The organism is Streptomyces sp. NPDC101110 (genome assembly GCF_044759525.1).
GTDB lineage: Bacteria > Actinomycetota > Actinomycetes > Streptomycetales > Streptomycetaceae > Streptomyces.
In genome coordinates this window covers 398,923-423,174 of the sequence record NZ_JBIVZM010000005.1, presented here as the reverse complement: position 1 = coordinate 423,174, position 24,252 = coordinate 398,923, and the positions used below count along the sequence as shown (strand labels likewise).

The 24,252-nt window shown below is 71.4% G+C and carries 22 protein-coding genes; 12 read left to right on the top strand and 10 right to left on the bottom strand.

Annotation, left to right across the window (positions count from 1 at the left end; all coding sequences use genetic code 11):
* Positions 1 to 44 precede the first annotated feature (44 nt).
* Together glp and galU are read right to left on the bottom strand one after the other, a co-directional pair.
* Positions 45 to 1,385, bottom strand: coding sequence for a gephyrin-like molybdotransferase Glp (gene glp / locus ACIQU3_RS14460; protein WP_403732866.1), 1,341 nt, complete (start codon positions 1,383 to 1,385; stop codon positions 45 to 47).
* A gap of 4 nt (positions 1,386 to 1,389) precedes the next feature.
* Positions 1,390 to 2,289: a UTP--glucose-1-phosphate uridylyltransferase GalU gene (galU, locus tag ACIQU3_RS14455; RefSeq protein WP_403732863.1), complete on the bottom strand. Its 900-nt coding sequence runs from the start codon at positions 2,287 to 2,289 to the stop codon at positions 1,390 to 1,392.
* 93 nt (positions 2,290 to 2,382) lie between these two features.
* On the opposite strand from galU, the gene ACIQU3_RS14450 reads away from it, so the two are divergent.
* On the top strand, positions 2,383 to 3,006 hold the full coding sequence (locus ACIQU3_RS14450; RefSeq protein ID WP_403925180.1) for a 5-formyltetrahydrofolate cyclo-ligase: 624 nt from the start codon (positions 2,383 to 2,385) through the stop codon (positions 3,004 to 3,006).
* A gap of 90 nt (positions 3,007 to 3,096) precedes the next feature.
* On the opposite strand, the gene ACIQU3_RS14445 is transcribed toward ACIQU3_RS14450, so the two are convergent.
* On the bottom strand, positions 3,097 to 5,937 hold the full coding sequence (locus ACIQU3_RS14445) for a penicillin acylase family protein (RefSeq protein ID WP_403925177.1): 2,841 nt from the start codon (positions 5,935 to 5,937) through the stop codon (positions 3,097 to 3,099).
* Positions 5,938 to 6,175: 238 nt separating this feature from the next.
* On the opposite strand from ACIQU3_RS14445, the gene ACIQU3_RS14440 reads away from it, so the two are divergent.
* The 6 genes from ACIQU3_RS14440 (at position 6,176) to mscL (ending at position 12,055) form a co-directional block, all read left to right on the top strand.
* Positions 6,176 to 7,705, top strand: a complete 1,530-nt coding sequence (locus ACIQU3_RS14440; RefSeq protein ID WP_403732853.1) for a potassium/proton antiporter — start codon at positions 6,176 to 6,178, stop codon at positions 7,703 to 7,705.
* 278 nt (positions 7,706 to 7,983) lie between these two features.
* On the top strand, positions 7,984 to 9,276 hold the full coding sequence (locus ACIQU3_RS14435) for an MFS transporter (protein ID WP_403732850.1): 1,293 nt from the start codon (positions 7,984 to 7,986) through the stop codon (positions 9,274 to 9,276).
* Positions 9,277 to 9,343: 67 nt separating this feature from the next.
* Complete coding sequence (locus ACIQU3_RS14430) at positions 9,344 to 9,658, top strand: FmdB family zinc ribbon protein (protein ID WP_403732847.1); 315 nt, start codon at positions 9,344 to 9,346, stop codon at positions 9,656 to 9,658.
* Between the two features lie 76 nt (positions 9,659 to 9,734).
* Entirely contained in the window at positions 9,735 to 10,595 is an 861-nt protein-coding gene (locus tag ACIQU3_RS14425) for an S-methyl-5'-thioadenosine phosphorylase (protein ID WP_403732843.1), read from the top strand.
* Positions 10,596 to 10,984: 389 nt separating this feature from the next.
* Positions 10,985 to 11,500, top strand: coding sequence for an RcpC/CpaB family pilus assembly protein (locus tag ACIQU3_RS14420; protein ID WP_403732839.1), 516 nt, complete (start codon positions 10,985 to 10,987; stop codon positions 11,498 to 11,500).
* Between the two features lie 96 nt (positions 11,501 to 11,596).
* Positions 11,597 to 12,055 (top strand): large conductance mechanosensitive channel protein MscL, encoded by a 459-nt coding sequence (gene mscL, locus ACIQU3_RS14415; protein WP_403732835.1) that lies wholly within the window; start codon positions 11,597 to 11,599, stop codon positions 12,053 to 12,055.
* Positions 12,056 to 12,143: 88 nt separating this feature from the next.
* Here mscL and ACIQU3_RS14410 read toward each other — a convergent pair whose 3' ends face one another.
* On the bottom strand, positions 12,144 to 12,323 hold the full coding sequence (locus ACIQU3_RS14410; RefSeq protein ID WP_403732831.1) for a hypothetical protein: 180 nt from the start codon (positions 12,321 to 12,323) through the stop codon (positions 12,144 to 12,146).
* Positions 12,324 to 12,379: 56 nt separating this feature from the next.
* On the opposite strand from ACIQU3_RS14410, the gene ACIQU3_RS14405 reads away from it, so the two are divergent.
* From ACIQU3_RS14405 to ACIQU3_RS14390, 4 genes are all read left to right on the top strand, one after another.
* On the top strand, positions 12,380 to 13,612 hold the full coding sequence (locus ACIQU3_RS14405) for a low temperature requirement protein A (RefSeq protein WP_403732828.1): 1,233 nt from the start codon (positions 12,380 to 12,382) through the stop codon (positions 13,610 to 13,612).
* A 113-nt stretch (positions 13,613 to 13,725) separates the two neighbouring features.
* Entirely contained in the window at positions 13,726 to 14,754 is a 1,029-nt protein-coding gene (locus ACIQU3_RS14400; protein ID WP_403925174.1) for a P1 family peptidase, read from the top strand.
* 166 nt (positions 14,755 to 14,920) lie between these two features.
* Positions 14,921 to 16,138, top strand: a complete 1,218-nt coding sequence (locus ACIQU3_RS14395) for an Ig-like domain-containing protein (protein ID WP_403732822.1) — start codon at positions 14,921 to 14,923, stop codon at positions 16,136 to 16,138.
* Between the two features lie 191 nt (positions 16,139 to 16,329).
* Complete coding sequence (locus ACIQU3_RS14390) at positions 16,330 to 17,076, top strand: DUF6227 family protein (protein WP_403732819.1); 747 nt, start codon at positions 16,330 to 16,332, stop codon at positions 17,074 to 17,076.
* 36 nt (positions 17,077 to 17,112) lie between these two features.
* On the opposite strand, the gene ACIQU3_RS14385 is transcribed toward ACIQU3_RS14390, so the two are convergent.
* The 6 genes from ACIQU3_RS14385 to ACIQU3_RS14360 form a co-directional block, all read right to left on the bottom strand.
* Positions 17,113 to 17,271 (bottom strand): hypothetical protein, encoded by a 159-nt coding sequence (locus ACIQU3_RS14385; RefSeq protein ID WP_403732813.1) that lies wholly within the window; start codon positions 17,269 to 17,271, stop codon positions 17,113 to 17,115.
* A 117-nt stretch (positions 17,272 to 17,388) separates the two neighbouring features.
* Positions 17,389 to 19,503: a fructose-specific PTS transporter subunit EIIC gene (locus ACIQU3_RS14380; RefSeq protein ID WP_403925171.1), complete on the bottom strand. Its 2,115-nt coding sequence runs from the start codon at positions 19,501 to 19,503 to the stop codon at positions 17,389 to 17,391.
* The gene (locus ACIQU3_RS14375; RefSeq protein WP_403732808.1) at positions 19,500 to 19,661 is read right to left on the bottom strand and encodes a hypothetical protein; all 162 of its coding nucleotides are present in this window, start codon (positions 19,659 to 19,661) and stop codon (positions 19,500 to 19,502) included. Before ACIQU3_RS14375 ends, ACIQU3_RS14380 begins: the two co-directional genes overlap by 4 nt.
* On the bottom strand, positions 19,658 to 20,605 hold the full coding sequence (gene pfkB / locus ACIQU3_RS14370; RefSeq protein ID WP_403732805.1) for a 1-phosphofructokinase: 948 nt from the start codon (positions 20,603 to 20,605) through the stop codon (positions 19,658 to 19,660). The genes ACIQU3_RS14375 and pfkB overlap by 4 nt, the downstream gene beginning before the upstream one ends.
* Positions 20,602 to 21,363, bottom strand: coding sequence for a DeoR/GlpR family DNA-binding transcription regulator (locus ACIQU3_RS14365; RefSeq protein WP_403732802.1), 762 nt, complete (start codon positions 21,361 to 21,363; stop codon positions 20,602 to 20,604). Before ACIQU3_RS14365 ends, pfkB begins: the two co-directional genes overlap by 4 nt.
* A 276-nt stretch (positions 21,364 to 21,639) precedes the next feature.
* Positions 21,640 to 23,145: an MFS transporter gene (locus ACIQU3_RS14360; protein ID WP_403925168.1), complete on the bottom strand. Its 1,506-nt coding sequence runs from the start codon at positions 23,143 to 23,145 to the stop codon at positions 21,640 to 21,642.
* 62 nt (positions 23,146 to 23,207) lie between these two features.
* Between ACIQU3_RS14360 and ACIQU3_RS14355 the strand changes: the two genes are divergently transcribed.
* Positions 23,208 to 24,191: a helix-turn-helix transcriptional regulator gene (locus tag ACIQU3_RS14355; RefSeq protein WP_403925165.1), complete on the top strand. Its 984-nt coding sequence runs from the start codon at positions 23,208 to 23,210 to the stop codon at positions 24,189 to 24,191.
* Positions 24,192 to 24,252 lie beyond the last annotated feature (61 nt).

Here is a 24,252-nt window from a genome sequence, read left to right as displayed (position 1 = left end):
GCGCACGGGCCTGTTGTGCGCGACACGGTACCCCCAACCAGCGGCTATCGGCCGAGCAGGACCACTTCGACCTCGGTACCGGGCTCGACGGAGACGGTGTCCTCGGGGACGGCGATCAGGGCGTCCGCGTGGGCGAGGGCCGCGACCAGGTGGGACCCGGCGCCGCCGACCGGCGTGACCTTGCCGTCGGCGTAGGTGCCGCGCAGGAACTGCCGGCGGCCCTTGGGGCTGGTCAGCGCCTTGTCGGCGGACAGCGTCGCCCGGGTCGTCGGACGGTGGACGTCCTCGAGTCCCATGAGGGTGCGGATCGCGGGGCGGACGAACAGCTCGAAGGAGACGTACGACGACACCGGGTTGCCGGGCAGGGCCAGCAGCGGGGTGTGGTCGGGGCCGATGGAGCCGAAGCCCTGGGGCTTGCCGGGCTGCATGGCGAGCTTGCGGAACTCGATGCCGCTGCCCGCCTCGTCCTCGTCCGCGACGTGGGACAGGGCCTCCTTGACCACGTCGTACGCACCGACGCTCACGCCGCCGGTGGTGACCATCAGGTCGGCGCGGACCAGTTGGTCCTCGATGGTGGAGCGCAGGGTCTCGGCGTCGTCGGCGACGGCGCCCACGCGGTAGGCGATGGCGCCGGCGTCGCGGGCTGCGGCGGTGAGGGCGAAGCTGTTGGAGTCGTAGATCTGACCGGTGCCCAGTTCGGTGTCGGGCTGGACGAGTTCGCTGCCGGTGGAGAGGACCACCACCCGCGGGCGCGGGCGTACGCGGACCGTGCCGCGGCCGATCGCGGCGAGCAGGGAGATCTGGGGCGGGCCGAGGACGGTGCCGGCCGCCAGGGCGCGGTCGCCGGCCTTCACGTCACTGCCCTTCGCGCGCACATGCGCGCGGGCCTCGGCCGGGCGGTACACCAGGACGTGCCCGGTGGCGCCCTCGGGGGCGAGGCTGCGGGCGCGCATGCCGTGGACCGGGCCCTCGCCGAGGCCGCCGTCGGTCCATTCGACGGGCACGACCGTCTCGGCGCCGGGCGGCAGCGGGGCGCCGGTCATGATGCGGGCGGCCTGGCCGGGCCCCACGTGGAGCAGTTCGGCCCGGCCCGCGGCGACGTCCCCGACGACCTCCAGGGCCGCCGGGAACTCCTGGCTCGCGCCCGCGACGTCCGCGACCCGTACCGCGTAGCCGTCCATCGAGCTGTTGTCGAAGGGCGGCAGGGACACCGGCACCGTGATGTCCTCGACGAGGACGCAGCCCTGGGCGTCGAGCAGATGCAGCTCGATGGGTTCCAGGGGCCGGACGGTGGCGAGGATGTCCTCCAGGTGCTCGTCCACCGACCAGAGGTGGTCGGGGCCGCTGTGGTCCTGGCCGGTGACGTGGGGCGCGGCGCTGCTCAACGTGCTACATCTCCTCGGCTACGTAACTGCGAAGCCAGGTCCGGAAGTCCGGGCCCAGGTCTTCACGTTCGCATGCGAGTCGGACAATGGCACGCAGGTAGTCCCCGCGGTCGCCGGTGTCATAGCGGCGGCCCTTGAAGACGACGCCGTGCACGGGGCCGCCGATCTTCTCGTCCTCGGCGAGCTGCTGGAGGGCGTCGGTGAGCTGGATCTCGCCGCCGCGGCCCGGCTCGGTCCGGCGCAGTATCTCGAAGATGTGCGGGTCGAGGACGTAACGGCCGATGATGGCGTAGTTGGACGGGGCGTCGGCCGGGTCGGGCTTCTCGACGAGGCCGCTGACCTGGACGACGTCGCTGTCCTCGGTGGTCTCCACGGCCGCGCAGCCGTAGAGGTGGATCTGCTCCGGGGCGACCTCCATGAGCGCGATGACGCTGCCGCCGCGCTGCTCCTGGACCTCGACCATGCGCTGCAGCAGCGGGTCGCGGGGGTCGATGAGGTCGTCGCCGAGGAGGACCGCGAAGGGCTCGTCGCCCACGTGCGGGGCGGCGCACAGGACGGCGTGACCGAGGCCCTTGGGGTCACCCTGGCGGACGTAGTGCATGGTCGCGAGGTCGCTGGACTCCTGCACCTTGGCCAGACGGTCGGCGTCGCCCTTCTTCTGGAGAGCCGACTCCAGCTCGTAGTTGCGGTCGAAGTGGTCCTCGAGGGGGCGCTTGTTGCGGCCCGTCACCATGAGGACGTCGTCGAGACCCGCCGCGACGGCCTCCTCGACCACGTACTGGATCGCGGGCTTGTCGACGACCGGCAGCATTTCCTTGGGAGTGGCTTTGGTGGCCGGCAGAAACCGGGTGCCGAGGCCTGCTGCGGGAATGACAGCCTTGCTGATCCGAGGGTGCTGAGTCATGTGCGCCACCCTATCCGGTGCCTTTGCATGGAATCTGCGGCTCCGGTTCATAGACGCTCATATGAGCGTATTGCCATAGTTCGGGAGCAACCAATGAGGCCAATCGCACGTCCGGGCGAGCCTGACAAGCGGAGTTTGCGACGCGAGTTCCTCGCGGTGAGGAGCAGGTTGACGGCGGATGACCTGCGGGAAACGTCGGCCGCGCTGGCCGGGCGAGCGCTGGAGCTGCCCGAGTTGGCGGGTGCCGGCACGGTCGCGGCGTATGTCTCCGTAGGGAGTGAACCCGGCACCCTCGCGCTCCTGGACGCCCTGCGCGCCCGGGGCGTGCGCGTGCTGCTTCCGGCGCTGCTGCCCGACAACGACCTCGACTGGGGCGCGTACGAGGGAGAGGAGTCGCTCGCCCGGATCCGGCACGGCGGCCGGATGGCCCTCTTCGAGCCCGCCGGCGAGCGCCTCGGGCCGGACGCCGTGACCACCGCCGACGCCGTGCTGCTGCCGGGGCTCGCGGTGGACGCGCGCGGGATGCGGCTCGGCCGGGGCGGCGGCTCGTACGACCGGGTCCTGGCACGGCTCGAGCGGGCGGGCACGCGTCCGGCCCTGGTGGTGCTGCTGTACGACTCCGAGGTCGTCGGGCACGTCCCGGAGGAGCCGCACGACCGGCCGGTGCACGCGGTGGTGACCCCGTCCGGCGTACGGCGGTTCCGCCAGGAGCCCTGACGGGCCCGGTGCTGCGGGCCCCGGTCGCGGATACGGCAGCGGCCCTCCACGCGTGCGTGGAGGGCCGCTCGTCCTACGGGCGCCGGTGGCTCACGGTTTGAGCACCAGCTTGTCGGCCGTGCCCTTCTCGACCGCCTGGTCGGAGAAGGCCCACGGCAGCAGTTCGCCGTCGGCCCACTTGTCGGTCTGGTCGACGTAGTGCGCGCTGTAGGCGTGCCCCGAGGCACCGGTGAGGTTGATCCACTTCGACTTGTCGAGGTCGCCGAGGTTCACCACCATCCGCATGGACGGCACCCACACCACCCCGTAGCCGCCGGCCGCGTTCCAGCCGGTCGCGTTGACCGTGGCCTCGCCGCCGCCGAGCTCCCACGGGCCGCGGTTGAGGGCGTACTGGATGAAACCGGGACCCGCGGTGCCGAGGGTCTGGTTCTTCAGGAACAGCCGGTGCAGCCGGCCCCAGCTCCAGGAGTCGATGTCCTTGCCGAGCTTGGCGGTCAGCTCCCAGCGGGCGTCGATCAGGGCCCGCTTGAGCAGCTGGTCGCGGTTGACGGCGCCGGGACGGCTGTTGCTCACCTTGGGCGTCTTCCACCAGTCGCTGTCCGGCTGGTTCATGAGCCCCCGCACCACCTCGAACCAGCGGTCACCGCCGTCCGGCTGCGCCCGGTCGGGGTCGCGCTGGCCGCACTCGCGGACCTTCTCGGCCTCGTCGGCCGGGCCCGTGGTGTTGACCGGCTCGACCCACAGGCACTGCCCCTTGGGCCGCAGCTCCTTGGGCAGCTTGTTGCCGAAGGCGAGCTTGAGGACGTTGCGCCAGACCGCGTTGAAGTAGGCCGCCGCCGCGGAGTCGGCGTCCTGGGTGTAGTCCCAGCCTTCCAGGAGCTTCTGCGCCTCGCGGACGTCCTTGTTCTCCGGGTCGATCTTCAGCAGCGTGGGCACCAGCAGCCGCGCGACCTCGCTGCTGTTGTCCAGCTGCATCTGGCGCATGTCGTCCGTGGAGATCTTGCCGCCGTCCTTGATCTTCGACTGGATCAGGTCGGTGATCCGCTGGCTGCGCGCGCCGTAGCCCCAGTCCGCGGTGAGCGTGTACGGGTACTTGTCCGGGTCGATCACGGCCTGGTTGGCGGTGACGATGTAACCGCGCTCCGGGTCGTACTCGTAGGGCAGCGCGTCCTGCGGGAGGTAACCGGTCCAGCGGTACGCCGGGTCCCAGCCGGGCGCCGGGACGGAGCCGTCGTCCTTCTTCGCGCGCGTGGGGATCCTCCCCGGCAGCGTGTAACCGATGTGGTTCTCGTTGTCGGCGTAGATCAGGTTCTGCGAGGGCACCTCGAACTGCGAGGCCGCCTTGCGGAAGTCGGTCCAGTTCTTCGCCTTGTCCATGGCGAAGACGGCGTCCATGGTGGTGCCGGGCTGCAGTGCGGTCCAGCGCAGCGCGACGCCGTAGCCGTCGCCCCGGTCGGGCGCGGCGGTGTCGACGGCGGCCTTCTTGCCGACCTTCACGAGCTCCTCGTCGCGGTCGGACAGGAGGGGGCCGTTGTTGGTCTCACGCACGACGATCTTCTTGGGGGAGCCCCCGGCGACCTTGATGGTCTCCTCGCGCGTCGTGAATGGCTTGATCTTGCCGTCGTAGAGGTAACCGTCGCCGGTGATCTTCTCCAGGTAGAGGTCCGTGACGTCCACGCCGGAGTTGGTCATGCCCCACGCGATGTCCTGGTTGTGACCGATTATCACGCCCGGCATGCCGGCGAACGTGTAGCCGCTCACGTCGTACTGGCACGCGCTGGAGACGCTGCGGCAGTGCAGGCCCATCTGGTACCAGACGGACGGCAGGGAGGGCGACAGGTGCGGGTCGTTGGCCAGCAGCGGCTTGCCGGTGATGGTGTACTTCCCGCCGACGACCCAGGAGTTGGAGCCGATGCCGTCGCCGTTGACGCCGACGGCCGGCGGGAGGTCGTCGAGGACCCGCGTCAGGCCGCCGAGCTGACTGTCCAGGCCCGAGGTGCCCGAGGCGGCGCCGCCCGCGCCGGAGGCCGTTCCGCCCGTGCCGGAGCCGGTGCCGCCCGTGCCGGAGGCGCCGGACGCCGTGCCCGTGGAGGCGCCGCCGGTGCCGTTCGCCCCGGAGGCGCCGGACGTGCCGGAGGTGCCGCCCTGTTCGAACGCCTCGGTCAGTTCGTTGTACTGGCCCTCCTGCACGATCGCCTTGTTCCGGCTGTACGGGTACTTCGGGTACAGGTCGGCGATCTGCTTCGGGCCCAGGCGGCTGGTCAGCAGGGCGCGGTCGATCTCGTCCTGCATGTTGCCGCGCAGGTCCCAGGCCATCGCCTTCAGCCAGGAGATCGAGTCGACCGGGGTCCACGCCTGTGGCCTGTAGTCGTTGGTGAAGCCCAACGCGGCGTACTCCAGCGAGATGTCCTCGCCGTCCTTGCCCTGGAGGTAGGAGTTGACGCCCTTGGCGTAGGCCTGGAGGTACTTCTTCGTGGCGGCCGACAGCTTGGTGTCGTACTCCCGCTTCGCGACCCGGTCCCAGCCGAGGGTGCGCAGGAACTCGTCGTTGTCGACCTGGCTCTTGCCGAACATCTCCGAGAGCCGGCCGGAGGCCATGTGGCGGCGGACGTCCATCTCGTAGAAGCGGTCCTGCGCCTGGACGTAGCCCTGCGCCATGAACAGGTCCGCGTCGGAAGAGGCGTAGATCTGCGGGATTCCGTAGTTGTCGCGTTTGACCTCGACGGGGCCGGAGAGGCCCTTCAGCGTCAGGGTGCCCTTGGTCTGCGGGAAGGAGGCCCGGACCGTACTGATGGACCAGTACGACCCGTACGCCACACCCCCGATGAGGGCCAGCACCAGGACGAGCACGATAAGTCGGGCTTTGCGCCCCTTTCTCCTGCCGGACTTGCCGGGCTGCTGACCCGTGGAGGCGGTGGTGTCGGTGGGCATCGCTGTCCTTGCTGTCCTAACGCGAGCGGCAGGTTCGGCTGTGCTTTTAACTGAGCGCTGGAGCAACGATAGGCGCAGGACCCTGCGCGCCTTGACGCGGAGTCGGGAACCGGCACGGACTGACGTTCGATCCCGCCCCCGCAAGCGTCAAGAAATCGTCAAGAGTTAGGTAAGGTAACGAAGTAGTTGGCGCACTGCGCCACAGCTTCATGTGCGATGTACGTGAGCCCACGCGCGCGTGCGTGCGGGCCAGGGAAGGATTCGGCCGCTGACTGTTCACCACCTCAACCAGCTCCTGCTCGTCTGCTCGCTCGTCCTGCTCGTCGCCGTCGCAGCGGTACGGATCTCCTCGCGCAGCGGGCTCCCCAGCCTGCTCGTGTACCTGGGGATAGGCGTTGCCATGGGCCAGGACGGCGTGGGCGACATCCATTTCGACAACGCCGAGCTGACCCAGGTCATCGGATACGCGGCCCTGGTCGTGATCCTCGCCGAGGGCGGTCTGGGTACGAAGTGGAAGGAGATCAAGCCGGCCCTGCCGGCCGCCACGGCACTGGCGCTGGCCGGTGTCGCGGTGAGCGTCGGGGTCACGGCGTCGGCCGCGCACTATCTGATCGGGCTGGAGTGGCGGCAGGCGCTCATCATCGGGGCGGTCGTCTCCTCGACGGACGCGGCGGCCGTGTTCTCGGTGCTGCGCAAGATCCCCCTGCCGGCGCGCGTGACGGGCACGCTGGAGGCGGAGTCCGGCTTCAACGACGCTCCGGTGGTCATCCTCGTGGTGTCCCTGTCCACGGCGGGTCCGGTCGAGCACTGGTACACGCTGCTGGGCGTGATCATGCTGGAGCTGGCCATCGGCGCGGCCATCGGGCTCGCGGTGGGATGGCTGGGCTCCTGGGGCCTGCGGCACGTGGCGCTGCCCGCGTCCGGCCTCTACCCGATCGCCGTGATGGCGATCGCCGTGGTGGCGTACGCGGCCGGCGCGCTGGCGCACGGCAGCGGCTTCCTCGCGGTGTACCTCGCCGCGATGGTGATGGGCAACGCGCGGCTGCCGCACTGGCCGGCCACGCGCGGGTTCGCCGACGGGCTCGGCTGGCTGGCCCAGATCGGCATGTTCGTCCTGCTGGGCCTGCTGGTCACCCCGCACGAGCTCGGCGACGACATCGTGCCCGCGCTGGTCATCGGACTGGTCCTGACCATGGTGGCGCGACCGCTGAGCGTGGTGCTGTGCCTGTCGCCGTTCCGGGTGTCCTGGCAGGAACAGACGCTGATGTCCTGGGCGGGACTGCGCGGAGCCGTGCCCATCATCCTGGCGACGATCCCCATGGTGCAGGGCGTCGACGCCAGCCGCCGGATCTTCAACATCGTCTTCGTGCTGGTCGTGGTCTACACCCTGGTCCAGGGCCCGACGCTGCCCTGGCTCGGCCGCAAGCTGCGCCTCGGTGACGGTTCGGAGGCGGCCGACCTCGGCATCGAGTCGGCGCCCCTGGAGCGGCTGCGCGGGCATCTGCTGTCCGTGGCGATCCCCGGCGAATCGAGGATGCACGGCGTGGAGGTGGCCGAGTTGCGACTGCCGCACGGCGCCGCCGTGACGCTCATCGTGCGCGGCGGCGAGTCCTTCGTTCCGCTGCCGACGACGATTCTGCAGCGGGGGGACGAGCTCCTCGTGGTCGCCACGGACCCCGTCCGGGACGCCACCGAGAGCCGGCTGCGGGCCGTGGGGCACGGCGGCAAGCTGGCCGGCTGGCTCGGGACGGGCGGGGCGAACGCCTGAGGGCCTCGGGTGGGGGCGTTTTGCACCCTTTGTGATTCACAGGGCGGCAGCCCCATGGTGCTCACTTTCACAGGTTCACCCCGCCTTGATCCCTGTACGATGAAGGCGTTACCCAGATCGAACCAACTCTGCCTGACGCAGAGCTGGCGCGACCGTATGGCGGTCGGGACACCCCTCCTCACCGGGCCCGGCATCTACCGCAGTTCCGCGCAAGAGGACAGCTCTCGGCGCCGCCCGCTACGGGGGCCGCGCTACCAGGCGGCAGAAAGGCACGGGCCGTGGCGTCCACGGTCACCTCGAAGGCGTCGGAGAACCCGACCGCTTCCGCCCGCCCGGGATACGGCCGGCTGCTGCGCACCCGCGGCGCCTGGACGTTCCTGCTCCCCGGCTTCGCGGCACGTCAGCCGTTCGCGATGCTGACCATCTCCATCGTGCTGCTGGTGCAGCACACCACCGGCTCCTACGGGGCGGCGGGCGCCGCCGCGGCCGTCACCGGTGTCTCCATGGCCCTGTTCGCGCCCTACAGCGGCCGCCTCGCCGACCGCTACGGGCAGCGCGCCGTACTGATCCCGGGAGTGCTGCTGCACGCGGTCGCCGGGCTGACACTCACGGCGCTCGCCCTGCTGGACGCACCCCTGTGGGCGGTCTTCGCGGCGGCCGTGCCGACCGGCGCCTCGGTGCCGCAGGTCGGCCCCATGGTGCGGGCCCGCTGGGGCGTCAAGCTCAAGGACTCGCCGCTGATGACCACCGCGGCCGCCTTCGAGTCCGTCACGGACGAGTTGACCTTCGTGGTCGGCCCGCTGCTGGCCACCGCCTTGTGCACGGCCGTCGACCCGGCCGCCGGACTCGTCACCGAGGCCTCGCTGACCCTGATCGGCGGCCTGCTGTTCGCCGCGCAGAAGAGCACCCAGCCCTCCGTCGCCGGCGGCGGGCACGCGCGCGTGGAGCACGCTTCGGCCCTGCGCGTCCCCGGCGTGCGCGTGCTGATCGTGACCTTCCTGGGCATCGGCACCGTCTTCGGCGGCATGCAGGTCTCCCTGGCCGCGTTCACCGAGTCGATCGGCGAGCCGGGCCTGAACGGCGTCCTCTACGGCGTCTTCGCCGCGGGCAACATGCTCTCCGGCGTGGTCTGCGGTGCGATCGCCTGGAAGGTGGCCCCGCAGCGGCGCCTGGTGGTCGGCTACACGGCGCTCGCCCTCACCGCCTCCGGCCTGTGGGCCGCCCACTCGGTGCCGGTCCTGGCCGGCCTCGGCCTGCTGGTCGGCATGTGCATCGCACCCGCCCTGATCACCGGTTACACCCTGGTCGAGGGTCTGGTCCCGGCCGGTGCCCGCACCGAGGCCTTCACCTGGCTGACCGGAGCGGTGGCGCTGGGCCAGGCCGCCGCCGTCACGGTCGCGGGACAGCTGGAGGACCGCTTCTGGTCGGGCGCCGGATTCCTGGTGCCGATGGGCGGCACGGTGCTGGCCCTGGCGACCCTCCTGGCCCTGCGTTCCCGGCTGGTGGCGCGGGGCAACGGCCGGACGGTCGCACGTGGCGTGGGTCACCGCGTGCCGGTGGCAGTGGACTGAGCGGCCGGAATACGTCACTATGGATCGTCGTTAGCACTCATCGAGTGAGAGTGCCAGGAGGAAGACAGTGCCCACCTACCAGTACCAGTGCACCGAGTGCGGCGAGGGCCTCGAGGCGGTGCAGAAGTTCACCGACGACGCCCTGACCGAGTGCCCCAGCTGCCAGGGCCGCCTGAAGAAGGTGTTCTCGGCGGTCGGCATTGTCTTCAAGGGCTCCGGCTTCTACCGGAACGACAGCCGCGGCTCCTCGTCGAGCAGCTCCCCGGCGGCGAAGTCGTCGAGCACCTCGTCGTCCTCGAGCTCGTCGTCCTCCGACTCCGGCTCGTCGAGCTCGTCGTCGAGCACCGGCAGCTCCTCTTCCAGCAGCACCACCGCCGCCTGAGGCCTTTTCTTACGGGACCCTGTCGCCCTGGGGCGACGGGGTCCTCGGCGTTTCCGCGTGCGGTTAGGGTGCGGGCATGGCGAACAAGGCGAACGTGACGGACCAGGCAGGCGCCGCGATCGGTGTCATCGGCGGCTCGGGGTTCTACTCCTTCCTCGACGACGTGACCGAGATCCAGATCGACACCCCGTACGGACCGCCCAGCGACTCCCTCTTCCTCGGTGACGTCGCCGGCCGCCGGGTCGCCTTCCTGCCGCGGCACGGACGGGGACACCATCTGCCGCCGCACCGGATCAACTACCGCGCCAACCTGTGGGCGCTGCGCTCGGTCGGCGTGCGCCAGGTCCTCGCCCCCTGCGCCGTGGGCGGCCTGCGTCCCGAGTACGGGCCGGGCACGCTGCTCGTCCCGGACCAGCTGGTCGACCGCACGAAGTCCCGCGTGGGCACCTACTTCGACGGGCTGCCGCTGCCGGACGGCTCGGTGCCGAACGTGGTGCACGTGTCGCTGGCCGACCCCTACTGCCCCACCGGGCGGGCCGCAGCGCTCAAGGCGGCGCGCGGCCGGGACTGGGAGCCGGTGGACGGCGGCACGCTGGTCGTCGTCGAGGGGCCGCGGTTCTCGACCCGTGCGGAATCGTTGTGGCACCAGGCGCAGGGCTGGTCGGTCGTGGGCATGACCGGCCATCCCGAGGCGGCGCTCGCCCGTGAGCTGGAGCTCTGCTACACGTCCCTGACCCTGGTCACCGACCTCGACGCGGGCGCCGAGACGGGTGAGGGGGTCTCGCACGACGAGGTGCTCCGGGTGTTCGCGGCGAATGTGGAGCGGCTGCGGGGGGTGCTGTTCGATGCGGTGGCGGCGCTGCCCGCGACCGGGGAGCGGGACTGTCTGTGTGTGAGTGCGCTGGGCGGGATGGATCCGGGGTTCGTGCTGCCGTAGGCGGGCATTGACCTGCTCAGGCGATGACGTAGGCGGGCATTGACCTGCTCAGGCGATGACGTAGGCGGGCATTGACCTACTCAGGCGATGACGTAGGCGGGCATTGACCTGCTCAGGCGATGACGTAGGCGGGCATTGGCGTGCGCGCCCGGAAGTTGCCGTTCGGGTGAGGGAGTTGTCCACAGGTCGGCGGTGGGTCCACAGGCCGGAGTGGGCGGCGGCGCGAAGCCTCATCGTGGGGAGCGCAAGCCGGTCCCTCGTCGCAGGTGGTGGTCTCCGTGCCCTTCGCTCGTTCCTCGGCCCTGTCCGCTTCTCCCTCTTCTCCTTCTTCTCCCTCTTCTCCCCAGGCTCCCTCCTGGTCGCTCGCCTCGGGCCCGCCAGGGGCGGAGGTGCCCGGGACCCGTGAGGTGCCGTGGTTCGATCCGGTGCGGGTGCGAGGCGGCCACCGCTCCGGCCGGCTCGTCCGGCACCGGCGGCGGACCGTCGCCGTCGGACTCGCGGTCACCGCGACCGCACTCGTGGCGGCGGTACCGCGCGATACCGAGGGAGCCCGCGGTCATCCCCGGGCCCGGCCCCCCGCGCACACGGCGTCGCTGTCCGGGCAGCGCTCCGCGCATCCGCCTCAGGCCGCCGGGGCGGTGACGGCCCCGGTCCGGATCTCCGATGCGGCCATCGTGCGGCTGCTGCGGCCCGGGGACCGGGTCGACGTCATCGCCGCCGAGGGGGCGGTGCCGGCTGGCGCTGCCGAGGTGGTGGCACGCGGCGCCCGGGTGACGAAGGTGCCGGAGCCCGTGGAGGAGGCGGGCGGGAGCGGGGCGCTGGTCGTGCTGTCGGTGCCGCGGGCCACCGCCGCGCGGCTGGCCGGTGCGGGGGCCACCGGGCGATTGGCGGTGACCTTGTGGTGACCCCGGAGGGGCCCGGGTTCCCGGTTCGGCCCGGGCTTGACGTAGGTTGCGGAGCGTTTTATTCCACAAGCTGCTCGTGTGAGGAGACGCCCCGAGGTGAGCGAGAAGAAGGAGCCGACCATCCTGCAAGGCTTCAAGGCCTTCCTGATGCGCGGGAACGTCGTCGATCTGGCAGTGGCGGTGGTGATCGGTGCCGCCTTCACCAACATCGTCAACGCCGTGGTGAAGGGCATCATCAACCCGGTCGTCGGGGCCATCGGGACCAAGAACCTCGACCACTACAGCTCGTGCCTGAGCTCGAGCTGCGAGGGCGAGAAGGGCATCCAGATCTACTGGGGTTCCGTGCTGGGCGCCACGCTGAGCTTCGTCATCACCGCGGCGGTCGTCTACTTCCTGATGGTCCTGCCCATGGCGAAGTACCTGGCCCGGCAGGAAGCGCGCCGGAAGGAGAAGGAAGGCACGCAGGAGATCATCGAGGTGACCGAGCTGGAGGTCCTGAAGGAGATCCGGGACGCCCTGGTCGCCCAGCGCGGTTCGGGGCACGACCGGCAGTAGGGGCGCTTCGAGCAGCGGCCGGGGCGGCCCGGAAGCCGGTGCGGGCGGCCGCCCGGCTGTTTCCGAGGTGGCGGGGCGGCTTCGCGTCTCAGATGTGGTGCGGCGGCTTCTCGTCCAGGAAGCGCTTGAGGTCCGCCGCGCTGCCGCCGGCGTCGGTGCGCTCGCCCCAGCCGCGGTCGGTGTCGTCGGAGGACTGCTGGTCGAGCGGGTCGTCGAAGACCAGCGCGGGCTTCGGCTCACGCGGCTCGGGGCCGGGGACGGTACTCATGCAACCAGGGTACGTTCGCGGAGAAATTCCCCGTGCCTTCTGCTCTGCTGGGACGCATGACGTCCAGCCCCGCTTCCCCGCCCGTCCCCTCCGGCGCGCCCGGCGGCCGGGGGCCGCTGCGCAGGCTCCGGGCCCGTGGCCGTGACGAGGCGCACCGCACCGCCTCGCCGCTGGAGCTCTTCTTCGACCTGTGCTTCGTCGTGGCCGTCGCCCAGGCGGGCAGCGAGCTGGTGCACTCCGTCGCCGAGGGCCACGCGGGACAGGGGATCCTCGACTACGCCATGGTGTTCTTCGCCCTGTGGTGGGCGTGGATGAACTTCACCTGGTTCGCCTCGGCGTACGACAACGACGACGTGCTCTACCGGGTGGTCACCCTGGTGCAGATCGCGGGTGTGCTGGTCCTCGCGGCGGGGGTCTCGCAGGCGTTCGAGGAGCACGAGTACCTCGTGGTCTGGCTGGGGTACGCGATCATGCGGGTGGCCATGGCGTCACAGTGGCTGCGGGCGGCCCGCGCCGGTCAGGGCCCGGAGCGCACCACGGCCCAGCGCTACGCCGGCGGCGTCCTGGCGTGCCAGGTCGGCTGGCTGGGGCTGCTGTTCCTGCCCGAGGGGGCGCGGCCCTGGTGGTTCCTGGTGATGGCCCTGCTGGAGATGTGCGTGCCGCCGCTCGCGGAGAGGGGCCACTCCACGTCCTGGCATCCCCGCCACATCGCGGAGCGGTACGGGCTGTTCACCATCATCGTGCTCGGCGAGACGATCGCGGCTGCCACGGTCGCGGTGAAGTCCGGCATCGACGAGAACGACGCGCTGGGCGAGCTCCTCCCCATCGCGGCGGGCGGACTGCTGGTCATCTTCGCCGCCTGGTGGATCTACTTCGTGGTGCCCATCCACGGCCATCTGCGCTCCAACCGCCAGGCGTTTCTCTGGGGCTACGGCCACTACCTGGTGTTCGCCTCCGCGGCGGCGATCGGGGCCGGGCTGGAGGTGGCGGTGGAGGAGACGGTCGGCAAGGCACACATCTCCACGCTGGCGGCGTCGGCGGCCGTCACCCTGCCGACGGCCCTGTACCTGCTCACGGTGTGGGCCCTGCACTCGCGCCACTTCAAGCGGGGCATCACCCAGCAGCTGGTGCTGCCGACGACGGCGCTGCTGGTGATCTGCTGCACGTTCCTGGGTCACTGGGCGGTGTTCGCGGCGGGGGTGGTCTGCGCGCTGTCGGTGGTGGCCGGCGAGACCCTGGCGGCACGACTGGCCGCCGGCGAGCGGGGTCCGACGACGCGCACCGGGTGAGCGCGCCGAAGGGCCGGCCCCGCCGACCGGCTCACGGCCGGGCGGGCCCGCGCGGGTGCCGCACCGGCTCGGTGCGTCCGCAGGGCCCGGCCGCTGGACGAGACTGGGGTCTCATGACAGTTGACGCTCTGACGGACGTCTCCGGCCTGCGGGTCGGGCACGCGACACGCACCGGCGGCGGTTGGCTCACCGGCACCACGGTCGTACTCGCCCCGGAGGGCGGGGCGGTGGCCGCCGTGGACGTGCGGGGTGGCGGGCCCGGCACCAAGGAGACGGACGCGCTGGACCCCCGCAACGTGGTGCGCACGGTCGAGGCGGTCGTGCTGACCGGTGGCAGCGCCTACGGGCTCGACGCGGCTTCGGGGGTGATGGCGTGGCTGGAGGAGCGGGGGCGTGGGATCCGGGTCGGGGCGGATCCGGCGCACGTGGTGCCGGTGGTGCCCGCCGCGTGCGTTTTCGACCTGGGGCGGGGTGGTGACTTCCGGGCCCGGCCCGACGCCGGCACCGGCCGGGCCGCCATCGAGGCGGCCGCGGCGAGTGAGGTCGGCGCCCAGGTGCCCCAGGGGTGCGTGGGCGCGGGCACCGGAGCCGTGGTCGGGGTGGTGAAGGGCGGTGTCGGCAGCGCGAGCACGGTACTCGGCTCGGGGATCACGGTGGCCGCGCTCGTGGTGGCCAACGCGGCGGGATCGACGGTGGATCCGGAAACGGGGGTGTTGTACGGGGAGTTGTTCCAGGGGCGGGTGGAGTACCCGGAGGCGGAGGTCCACGAGGCCGCGCAGCGGCGTCTCGCCGAGACGGCCGCGAGGAGCACGACACCGCCGCTGAACACCACGCTCGCGGTGGTCGCCACGGACGCGGATCTGTCCAAGGCGCAGGCGCAGAAGCTGGCCGGCACGGCGCACGACGGCATCGCGCGTGCGGTGCGTCCGGTGCATCTCCTCAACGACGGGGACACGGTGTTCACGCTGGCGACCGGCGGCCGAGCCCTGGACACCGCGAACCCGCTCGCCCTGAACGAGATCCTGGCGGCGGGCGCGGACGTGGTGACGCGCGCGATCGTACGGGCCGTGCGGGCCGCGGAGCCGGTCGACGGCCCGGGCGGGGTGTGGCCGTCGTACGGGGAGTTGTATCCGGGCCGCTGAACAGGCGCGCGGGGCGCAGCGGATGCACGGCGGGCCCGTCTTTTGTCGCGGTTCTGTCACGTGACGGCCTTCATGGGGAACGGACGGAACCCGACCGGCTCCCCGGCCCCTCTACTCCCACGTACCGGAGCGGATCACGCAACATCACACGAACTGGGAGCAGCCCGTGACAACGCCGAACATTTCAGCGCGGCGCACTCTGGGGGCCTGTGCCGCCCTGATGGTCGGCGCCCTGACGCTCACCGCATGCGGTGGCAGCGCCAACGCCGAGGACGACGGGAAGGGCGGCAAGGGCGGCGGCAAGACGTCCGTGGCGAGGATCGCCATCTCGGCGAAGGACGGTTCGACCGGCGCGTCCATCAACAAGACGGGCGTGAAGGTCAGCGACGGGAAGCTGACCGACGTGAAGATGACGGTGGCGGGCAGCGGGCAGGCCGTCGAGGGCTCGATCTCCGGTGACGGCAAGGTGTGGAAGCCGAAGGAGCAGCTGGAGCGCGGGACCAAGTACCGGATATCGGCGACCGCCAAGGACGCGGACGGCCGGACGGCCGCGGCCAACTCGATCTTCACGACGGTGTCGTCGTCGAACAGCTTCATCGGGACGTACACGCCCGACAACGGCACGACGGTCGGTGTGGGCATGCCGGTGTCGTTCACCTTCGACAAGGCCATCACCGACCGCAAGGCCGTGCAGTCGCACATCAAGGTGACGTCCAGCAGCGGGCAGCAGGTCGTGGGGCACTGGTTCAACGGGCAGCGGCTCGACTTCCGGCCGGAGGAGTACTGGAAGGCCGGCTCCAAGGTCACGATGAACATCGACCTGGACGGGGTAGAGGGCGCGGACGGCGTCTACGGCGTGCAGAAGAAGACGGTCACCTTCACCGTGGGCCGTTCGCAGGTCTCCACGGTCGACGTCAACACCCAGACGATGACGGTCGTCCGGGACGGCAAGACCGTCAAGACGGTCCCGATCTCGGCGGGCAGCCCGGAGCACACCACCTACAACGGGCAGATGGTGATCTCCGAGAAGTTCGTCCAGACCCGGATGAACAGCCGCACGGTCGGGCTGGGCGGTGAGTACGACATCCCGGACGTGCCGCACGCGATGCGTCTGACGACGTCGGGCACGTTCATCCACGGCAACTACTGGTACAACAAGGGCAACCCGCCCTTCGGCCGCCAGGGCACCAGCCACGGCTGCGTGGGCCTCGCCGACGTCCAGGGCGCGGGGGGCAGCACGTCCGCCAAGTGGTTCTACGACAACTCCCTCATCGGGGACGTGGTGATCGTGAAGAACTCCCCGGACAAGACGGTGGCTCCGGACAACGGGCTGAACGGCTGGAACATGGCCTGGAGCCAGTGGACCGCGGACAGCGCTTCCTGACCGGTTCGACGCCTCTTCGAACAAGCGCCCCAGCTGGGGTTTTTGACGGGCCGTTCGGGCCGCGCGGGAACTTTTCGCGCGGCCCGGGCGTTTTCCCGGACGTACGTTTTCTCGGTTCCCGGACATGATGTCCGATCGAGGGGCTACGGTATGCACCCACAAGGTGACATGCAGCAACGCCGGGAGAAACCTTGAGCGTTCCGTACGAGACGGCGCCGTACGAACCCCACGACTCGCCCGTGACTCCGGAGGAGCACCTCGCGCGACTCCTCGGCCGCGCCCTGAACTCCTTCGAGCTACCGGACGAGGCGATCAGGCGTCTTGACTGCGCGCTGGCGCACGACGGTTCGCTGCACTCCGCGCACCACAGCGCGGGCCTGCACCGGGAGACGTACCGGCACACGTGGCTGCTGGCCGACGGTTCGGCGCTCACCCTCTGGGAGCTCGTCCACAACACCGCACCGGGCAGCGAACCGCAGCACGAGGTGTACGCGGACGAGGAGGAGCTGCGTGCCGCCACCGCGCGGCTGCCGCTGCCGCCGGACACGCCCGACTTCGAACTGCCGGTGACGGTGCAGCTGTCCCCGGTCCCGGCGCCCCGGCACGCGTACGCCGCGGAGGATTCGGCGGACCACGCGCGCAGGTTACTGCGCCGGGCGGAGAACGTGGACCGGCCGGGCGCGGAGACCGCGGCCCTGCTCGCCACGGCGTCCGGGCACCAGATCACGCAGGCCTTCGGCCGCCCGTGCCGTGCGGGCCGGGCGCAGCTGGGTTTCTCACTCTACGAGCACGCGTTCCTGCTGCGCGACGGTGACGAGATCTCCCTCTGGGAGGTCGAGCACACGGCGACGCCGGACGGCCGGCACATGTGTGAGGTGTACGCCAGCGAGGACGCGGCACGCGAGGCGATGGAGCGGCGGGCGGCGCAGCTGTCCTGAGCGCCGTCCCTCGGCCTGCCCCCGATCGGGCAGGCCTCAGGCGCGTCTGCCGCCGAACCGGCGCACCAGATCGGCGAAGGCGTCTCTCTCCTCGGCGGTCAGCTCCACTGACTCCGACCGGGAGCCCGTCTGCCGCTGCTGCGGGAGGGCGGGGAGAGGGTGGCCTTCGGGCCATCGGGAGACGTGCTCGGGCATGCGCCCCAGTAGACACCACTGCCCGGGACCTTGGTCCCGGGCCGTGATTTTCGTGATCTATCTCGCAGGTGGCATGAACGGTTCACACACCCCGAATGGGGCGAACCGCAGGGCGTTTCAGGCCGCGACGGGCTGCTTCGTCCCGGCCGTGCGGACCTCGCCGTCCGCGCCGGAGGCCGTCGCGGTGCCGGGGGCCGGCTTGCGCATGCCCTTCAGGACGACGACCAGAGCCGTCGTGACGCAGACGCCCACGGCGATGGCGACCAGGTAGAGCAACGGGTTGCCGATCAGCGGGACCACGAAGATGCCGCCGTGCGGGGCGCGCAGGGTGGCGCCGAAGGCCATCGACAGCGCGCCGGTGACCGCGCCGCCCGCCATGGAGGCGGGGATGACGCGCAGCGGGTCGGCCGCCGCGAAGGGGATCGCGCCCTCGGAGATGAAGGAGGCGCCCAGCACCCAGGCGGCCTTGCCGTTCTCGCGCTCGGTCTGGGTGAAGAGCTTGCCGCGCACGGTCGTGGCCAGGGCCATGGCCAGTGGCGGGACCATACCCGCCGCCATCACCGCGGCCATGATCTTCATCGCCGAGTCGCTGGGGCTGCTTACCGCGATACCGGCCGTGGCGAAGGTGTAGGCGACCTTGTTGACGGGGCCGCCGAGGTCGAAGCACATCATCAGGCCGAGGAGGGTGCCGAGCAGGATGGCGTTGCTGCCGGACAGGCCGTTCAGCCAGTCGGTCATGCCCTTCTGGGCCTCGGCGATGGGCTTGCCGATGACGACGAACATCAGGAACCCGACGATCGCCGAGGAGATCAGCGGGATCACCACCACGGGCATGATGCCGCGCAGCGCCGCAGGGACGTTCACCTTCTGGATCGTCATCACGACGCCACCGGCGATCAGACCGGCCGCCAGGCCGCCGAGGAAGCCTGCGTTGATGTTGAACGCGATCATGCCGCCGACGAAGCCGGGCACGATGCCGGGCCGGTCGGCCATGCCGTAGGCGATGTAGCCGGCCAGGACCGGGACGAGGAAGCCGAAGGCGACACCGCCGATCTGGAAGAGCAGGGCCGCCCAGCTGTCGGCCTGCGTCCACACGAAGTGGTCCATCACCGACGGGGCCTTGTCGACCTTGTAGCCGCCGAGCGCGAAGCCGAGGGCGATGAGCAGACCGCCGGCGGCGACGAACGGCACCATGTAACTGACGCCGGACATCAGCCACTTGCGCAGCTTGGTGCCGTAGCCCTCGCCGGACTCGCCCGCGCGCTCCACGGGAGTGGCCGGGGCGGATCCGGAGCTGACCTCGCCGCGTGCGGCCTTCCCACGGACCTCCGTGATGAGTTCGGCGGCGCGGTTGATGCCCGCCTTCACCCCGACGTCGACGGTGGGCTTGCCTGCGAACCGCTCCTTCTCCCGTACGGGCACGTCATGGGCGAAGATCACGGCGTCCGCCGCCGCGATGACCTGCGGGTCCAGGCGGGTGAATCCGGCCGATCCCTGGGGCTCGACGGTGAGTTCGACGCCCGCCTCGCGGCCGGCGTTCTCCAGCGACTCGGCCGCCATGTAGGTGTGGGCGATGCCGGTGGGGCAGGAGGTGACGGCGACGATGCGGAACGGCCTCTCCTCACCGCCGGATTCAGCGGTGCCGCCCGCTTCGGCTGTGCTGCCGGATTCAGCGGTGCCGCCCGCTTCGGCTGTGCCGCCGGATTCAGCGGTGACCGTGGCGGCGGCGGGAGAGGCCGCTCCCGCCGACGCCACGGGGTCTTCGGCACCCGCGGGTGCGGGTGTGTCCGGCTCGTCGCCGCGGATCAGGGCCGCCGCGGCCGGCGCGTCGCCCACCGCGCGCAGGGCGTCGGTGAACTCGCTGTTCATCAACTGCCGGGCCAGCGAGGACAGGATCGTCAGATGGGCGTCGTCCGCACCGGCCGGAGCGGCGATCAGGAAGATCAGGTCGGCGGGGCCGTCGGCGGCGCCGAAGTCGATGCCCTCGGCGCTGCGGCCGAAGGCGAGCGTCGGCTCGGTGACGTGCTCGCTGCGGCAGTGCGGGATGCCGATGCCGCCGTCGAGGCCGGTGGGCATCTGGGCCTCGCGGGCCGCCACGTCGGCGAGGAAGCCGTCCAGGTCGGTCACCCGGCCCAGGGCCACCATGCGCTCGGCGAGCGCACGGGCCGCCGCTTCCTTGGTGTCGGCGGTCAGGCCGAGGTCGACCAGTTCCGCCGTGATCATGTCGCTCATCGCGGGCTCCTTAGCACGCGTATCGCCCGGTGGGAGGGGTGGGCGGGGAGGGGGACGGGGGTGCGGTGGGGGGTGACGGGGATGGCGGCGGGGCCCTTGAGTAACGGGGAGAGGGCCCGCCGCTCGCGCGTGGGTGCGCGCTGCTCGTCGTACGTCATGACACCGGCTCCTTCAGCACACGGTCCGCCGGCACCTCGGCCGTGACCGTCACCGCCGCCGGGTCCAGGTCGCCCGGCGTCGGCATCACGCTGCCGGGCAGCTGAACGGCCGCAGCGCCGTGCGCGACCGCGGAGGCCAGGGCCTCGGGGCCGTTGCCGCCGGCGATCAGGAAACCGGCGAGGGAGGAGTCACCGGCACCCACGTTGCTGCGGACCGCGGCCACCCGGGCGCTGCCGAACCAGGCGCCCTCGTGGGAGACGAACAGCTGCCCGTCGGCGCCGAGGCTGGCGAGGACGGCCCGGGCGCCCATCTCGCGCAGTTCCTCGGCGGCCTTGACGGCGTCGCCGACGGTGGCGAGGGGGCGGCCGACGGCCTCGGAGAGCTCCTCGGCGTTGGGCTTGACCACATCCGGCCGCTCGCGCAGGGCCGCGAGCAGCGCGGGCCCGGAGGTGTCCAGGGCGATCCGGGCCCCGGCGGCGTGCGCGCGGGCGACCAGCTCGGCGTACCAGGAGGGGGCGAGTCCGCGGGGGAGGCTGCCGCAGCAGGCGATCCAGGAGGCGTCGCGGGACTGCTGCCGCACGGTCTCCAGGAGCAGTTCGCGCTCGGTGCCGGACAGTTCGGGGCCCGGCGCGTTGATCTTCGTCAGGACGCCGTCGGACTCGGCGAGGGCGATGTTGGAGCGGGTGGCCCCGGCCACCGGGACGGGCGCGACCTCGATGCCCTGCTGGTCGAGCAGGTCGGCGACGAGTGCGCCCGGGGCGCCGCCCAGGGGCAGGACCGCCACCGTGCGCTGTCCGGCCGCGGCAACGGCGCGCGAGACGTTCACGCCCTTGCCGCCCGGGTCCATCCGCTCGCCGGTGGCGCGGATGACCTCGCCGCGGTCGAGGGACGGCACCTCGTAGGTGCGGTCCAGGGACGGGTTGGGGGTGACGGTGAGGATCATGCGCGCACTACTTCCGTGCCGCCGCGCTCGATCGCGACGGCGTCCTCGGGGCTCAGCCCGCTGTCGGTGATCAGCAGGTCGACATCGCTCAGGTCGCCGAAGCGGGCGAAGTGCTCCTGGCCGTGCTTGGAGGAGTCGGCGAGCAGCACCACCCGGCGGGCGGCGGCCACGGCCGCGCGCTTCACGGCGGCCTCGGCGAGGTCGGGGGTGGTCAGGCCGTGTTCGGCGGAGAAGCCGTTGGCGGCCACGAACAGCACGTCGGCACGGATCTCGCCGTATGCCCGCAGCGCCCAGGCGTCCACGGCGGCGCGCGTGCGGTGCCGTACACGTCCCCCGACGAGGTGGAGCTGGATGCCGGGGTGGTCGGCGAGGCGGGCCGCGATCGGGAGGCTGTGCGTGACGACGGTGAGGGAGGCCTCCAGGGGGAGGGCGGCGGCCATCCGGGCCACCGTCGTCCCGGCGTCGAGGATCACCGTGCCCTCGGTCGGCAGTTCCGCGAGGGCCGCCTTGGCGATGCCGTCCTTCTCGTCGGCGGCGGTCGTCTCGCGCTCGGCGAGGTCCGGCTCGAAGTCGAGGCGGCCGGCCGGGATGGCTCCGCCGTGCACCCGGCGGACCAGACCGGCGCGGTCGAGGGCCTTCAGGTCCCGGCGGATCGTCTCCGCCGTCACCTGGAACTCCTCGGCCAGTGATACGACGTCCACTCGGCCGCCGTCACGGGCAAGCCGGAGGATTTCCTGCTGCCGCTCCGGTGCGTACATGTCCGTTCGCCTCCGCCTCATGCCCGAACGTGTGGTTTCAGCGGGAGGCTACGCCGAGATTTCCGCAAAGTAAACAGGTTCGGACCCAATCGGGCATGACCAGAAAGCGAGACCGGGACCTGGGAGCAGGCGCAGGAGTAGGAGTGGCAGCGGCAGCGGCAGCGGGATAAGGGAGCGGGACGCGGGAGTGGGTGTGGGGCCCGGGAGCGGGACGCGGGAACGGGAGCGACAACGCGAACGGGCCCGGCACCGAGGTGCCGGGCCCGTTTCCTGCGGTCAGACCAGCACCGCCTCCTTCTCCCCCACCGGCTCCTGTCCGCCCTCCACGTGCTGCGCGGGCCGCTTCGGCAGCGCGAACATCAGCAGGAAGATGGCGCCCATCACCGCGGCGACCCAGCCGAGCGCGTTCTGGAAGGCGTCCGCGAAGGCCGGACCGATCTGCTCGGGCCGCAGGTGGTCGGAGATCGAACCGAAGAACACCACCGACACCAGCCCGAGGCCCAGCGCGTTGCCCATCTGCTGCACCGTGTTGATCAGACCCGAGGCCGAACCGGCGTGCTCGCGCGGCACCTCCGAGAGGATCGCGTCGGTCAGCGGCGCGACGATCAGGCCCATGCCGGCACCCATCACGACGAGCGGGAGTGCCATCTGCCAGGGAGACAGGTCCAGTCCGTAGTGCCCGGACTCCCAGATGTAGAGCAGCACCCCGAGGGCCATCACCAGCGCGCCCGTCTGCAGCACCTTGCGGCCGAAGCGCGGGACCAGCTTCTGTACCGAGATCCCGGCGGCCACCGACACCGCGATCGAGAACGGCACGCCGGTCAGCCCGGCCTTCAGCGGGCTCCAGCCCAGCCCGACCTGCATGTACAGCGTCCACACCAGGAAGAACACCCCGAGTGCGACACCGAAGACGGTCTGCACGGCGATCCCGGCCGCGAAGCTCTTGACCCTGAACAGCGACAGCTCCACCAGCGGTGACCCGTCCCGCGCGGTCTTGCGCTTCTCATACGCCACCAGCGCCGCGAGGACGACGAGCGAGCCGGCCATCGAGACGTATCCCCACACCGGCCAGCCCAGCTCACGGCCGCGGGTGAGCGGGTAGATCAGCATGAGCAGGCCCAGCGTCACCAGCGCGACGCCCACCAGGTCCAGTTTCAGAGCGCGCGGCGCCTTGGACTCGGTGATGAAGCGGCTGCCGAGGATCAGTCCGGCGACGCCGACCGGCAGGTTGATCAGGAAGATCGACCGCCACTCCCAGCCGAACAGGTTCCACTCGGTCAGCAGCGCGCCGAGCAGCGGACCGGACACGGCCCCGAGGCCGACGACCGCGCCGAACAGCCCGAACACCTTGCCACGCTCGTGCGCCGGGAAGGTGGCGTGCACGATCGACAGCACCTGCGGCACCATCAGCGCCGCCATGCCTCCCTGGAGGAACCGCGAGGCGACCAGCATCTCCGGGTTCACCGCGAGGCCGCACAGCGCGGAGGCGACCGTGAACCCGCCGATGCCGACGAGGAAGATCCGCTTGCGGCCGTGGATGTCGCCGAGCCGCCCGCCGGTGATCAGACCGGCGGCGAAAGCGAGGGCGTAACCGGCGGTGATCCACTGGATCTGGCTGAAGGACGCGCCCGCCTCCCGCTGGATCGACGGGATGGCGATGTTGACGATCGTCACGTCGACGAGGTCCATGAAGGCCGCGGTCATCACGATCGCGAGAGCGAACCAGCGCCGGCGGTCGGTCCCGCCGCCCGCCGTGCCGGGGGTGGTGTCGGTGGAGTTCATGCTTCGAAGTTAGACCCCTATTAGGTCAGATCATGTCCTAGTGGTGCGGCATCCTCATCGGTATGACGACGGACACCCCGGCCCGGCTGCTGACGCTCCTCTCCCTCCTCCAGACGCCCCGCGAATGGCCCGGCGGCGAGCTCTCCGAGCGGCTGGGGGTGTCCCGCCGTACGGTGCGGCGGGACATCGACCGGCTGCGCGAACTCGGCTACCCCGTGCAGGCGACCAAGGGAGCCGACGGCGGCTACCGGCTGGTCGCCGGCAAGGCCATGCCGCCGCTGGTGCTCGACGACGAGGAGGCCGTGGCCATCGCGGTCGGGCTGCGCGCCGGGGCGGGGCACGCGGTGGAGGGCCTGGACGAGGCGTCAGTGCGGGCGCTGGCCAAGCTGGAGCAGGTCCTGCCGGGCCGGCTGCGCCACCGCGTGACCACTCTCCAGGCCGCGACCACGCCACTGACCAGCGGGGACGGGCCGAGCATCGCGCCCGAGACCCTGACCGTCATGGCCTCCACGGTGGCCGGGCACGAACGGCTGCGCTTCGCCTACCGGGCCGCCGACGGCACCGAGACGCGGCGCCTGACGGAGCCGTACCGGCTGGTGTCGACGGGCCGCCGCTGGTACCTGGTGGCGTACGACATCGACCGGGACGACTGGCGGACGTTCCGCGTCGACCGGGTCAACGAGCCGTTCGCCACCGGAGCGAGGTTCGTGCCGCGCGAACTGCCGACGGGGAACGCGGCGGAGTTCCTGCGGCGCTCGATGCAACGGCAGTACCAGACCTACGACTTCGACGTCACGTTCGCCGCACCGGCCGACTACGTCGCCGCCCGGGTGCCCGACTGGCTGGGCAGGCCCGAGCCGCTGGACGAGGGCAGCTGCCGGCTGCGGGGGTCCGCCGGGGACGCGGTGCAGTGGGTGGCGTTCCGGCTGGCGATGCTGGAGTGCGACTTCGTGGTGCATCGGCCGGAGCAACTCGTCACTGCGGTGCGGGAGTTGGGGGCACGGTTGAGCAGGGCGGCCGGGGCCCCGGACACGGGCGGGGCGTGAGCCGTGGCGTCACCGCCCCAGGGCTGTGGCGTCACCGTCCCCAGCGCCGTGGCGCCATCGC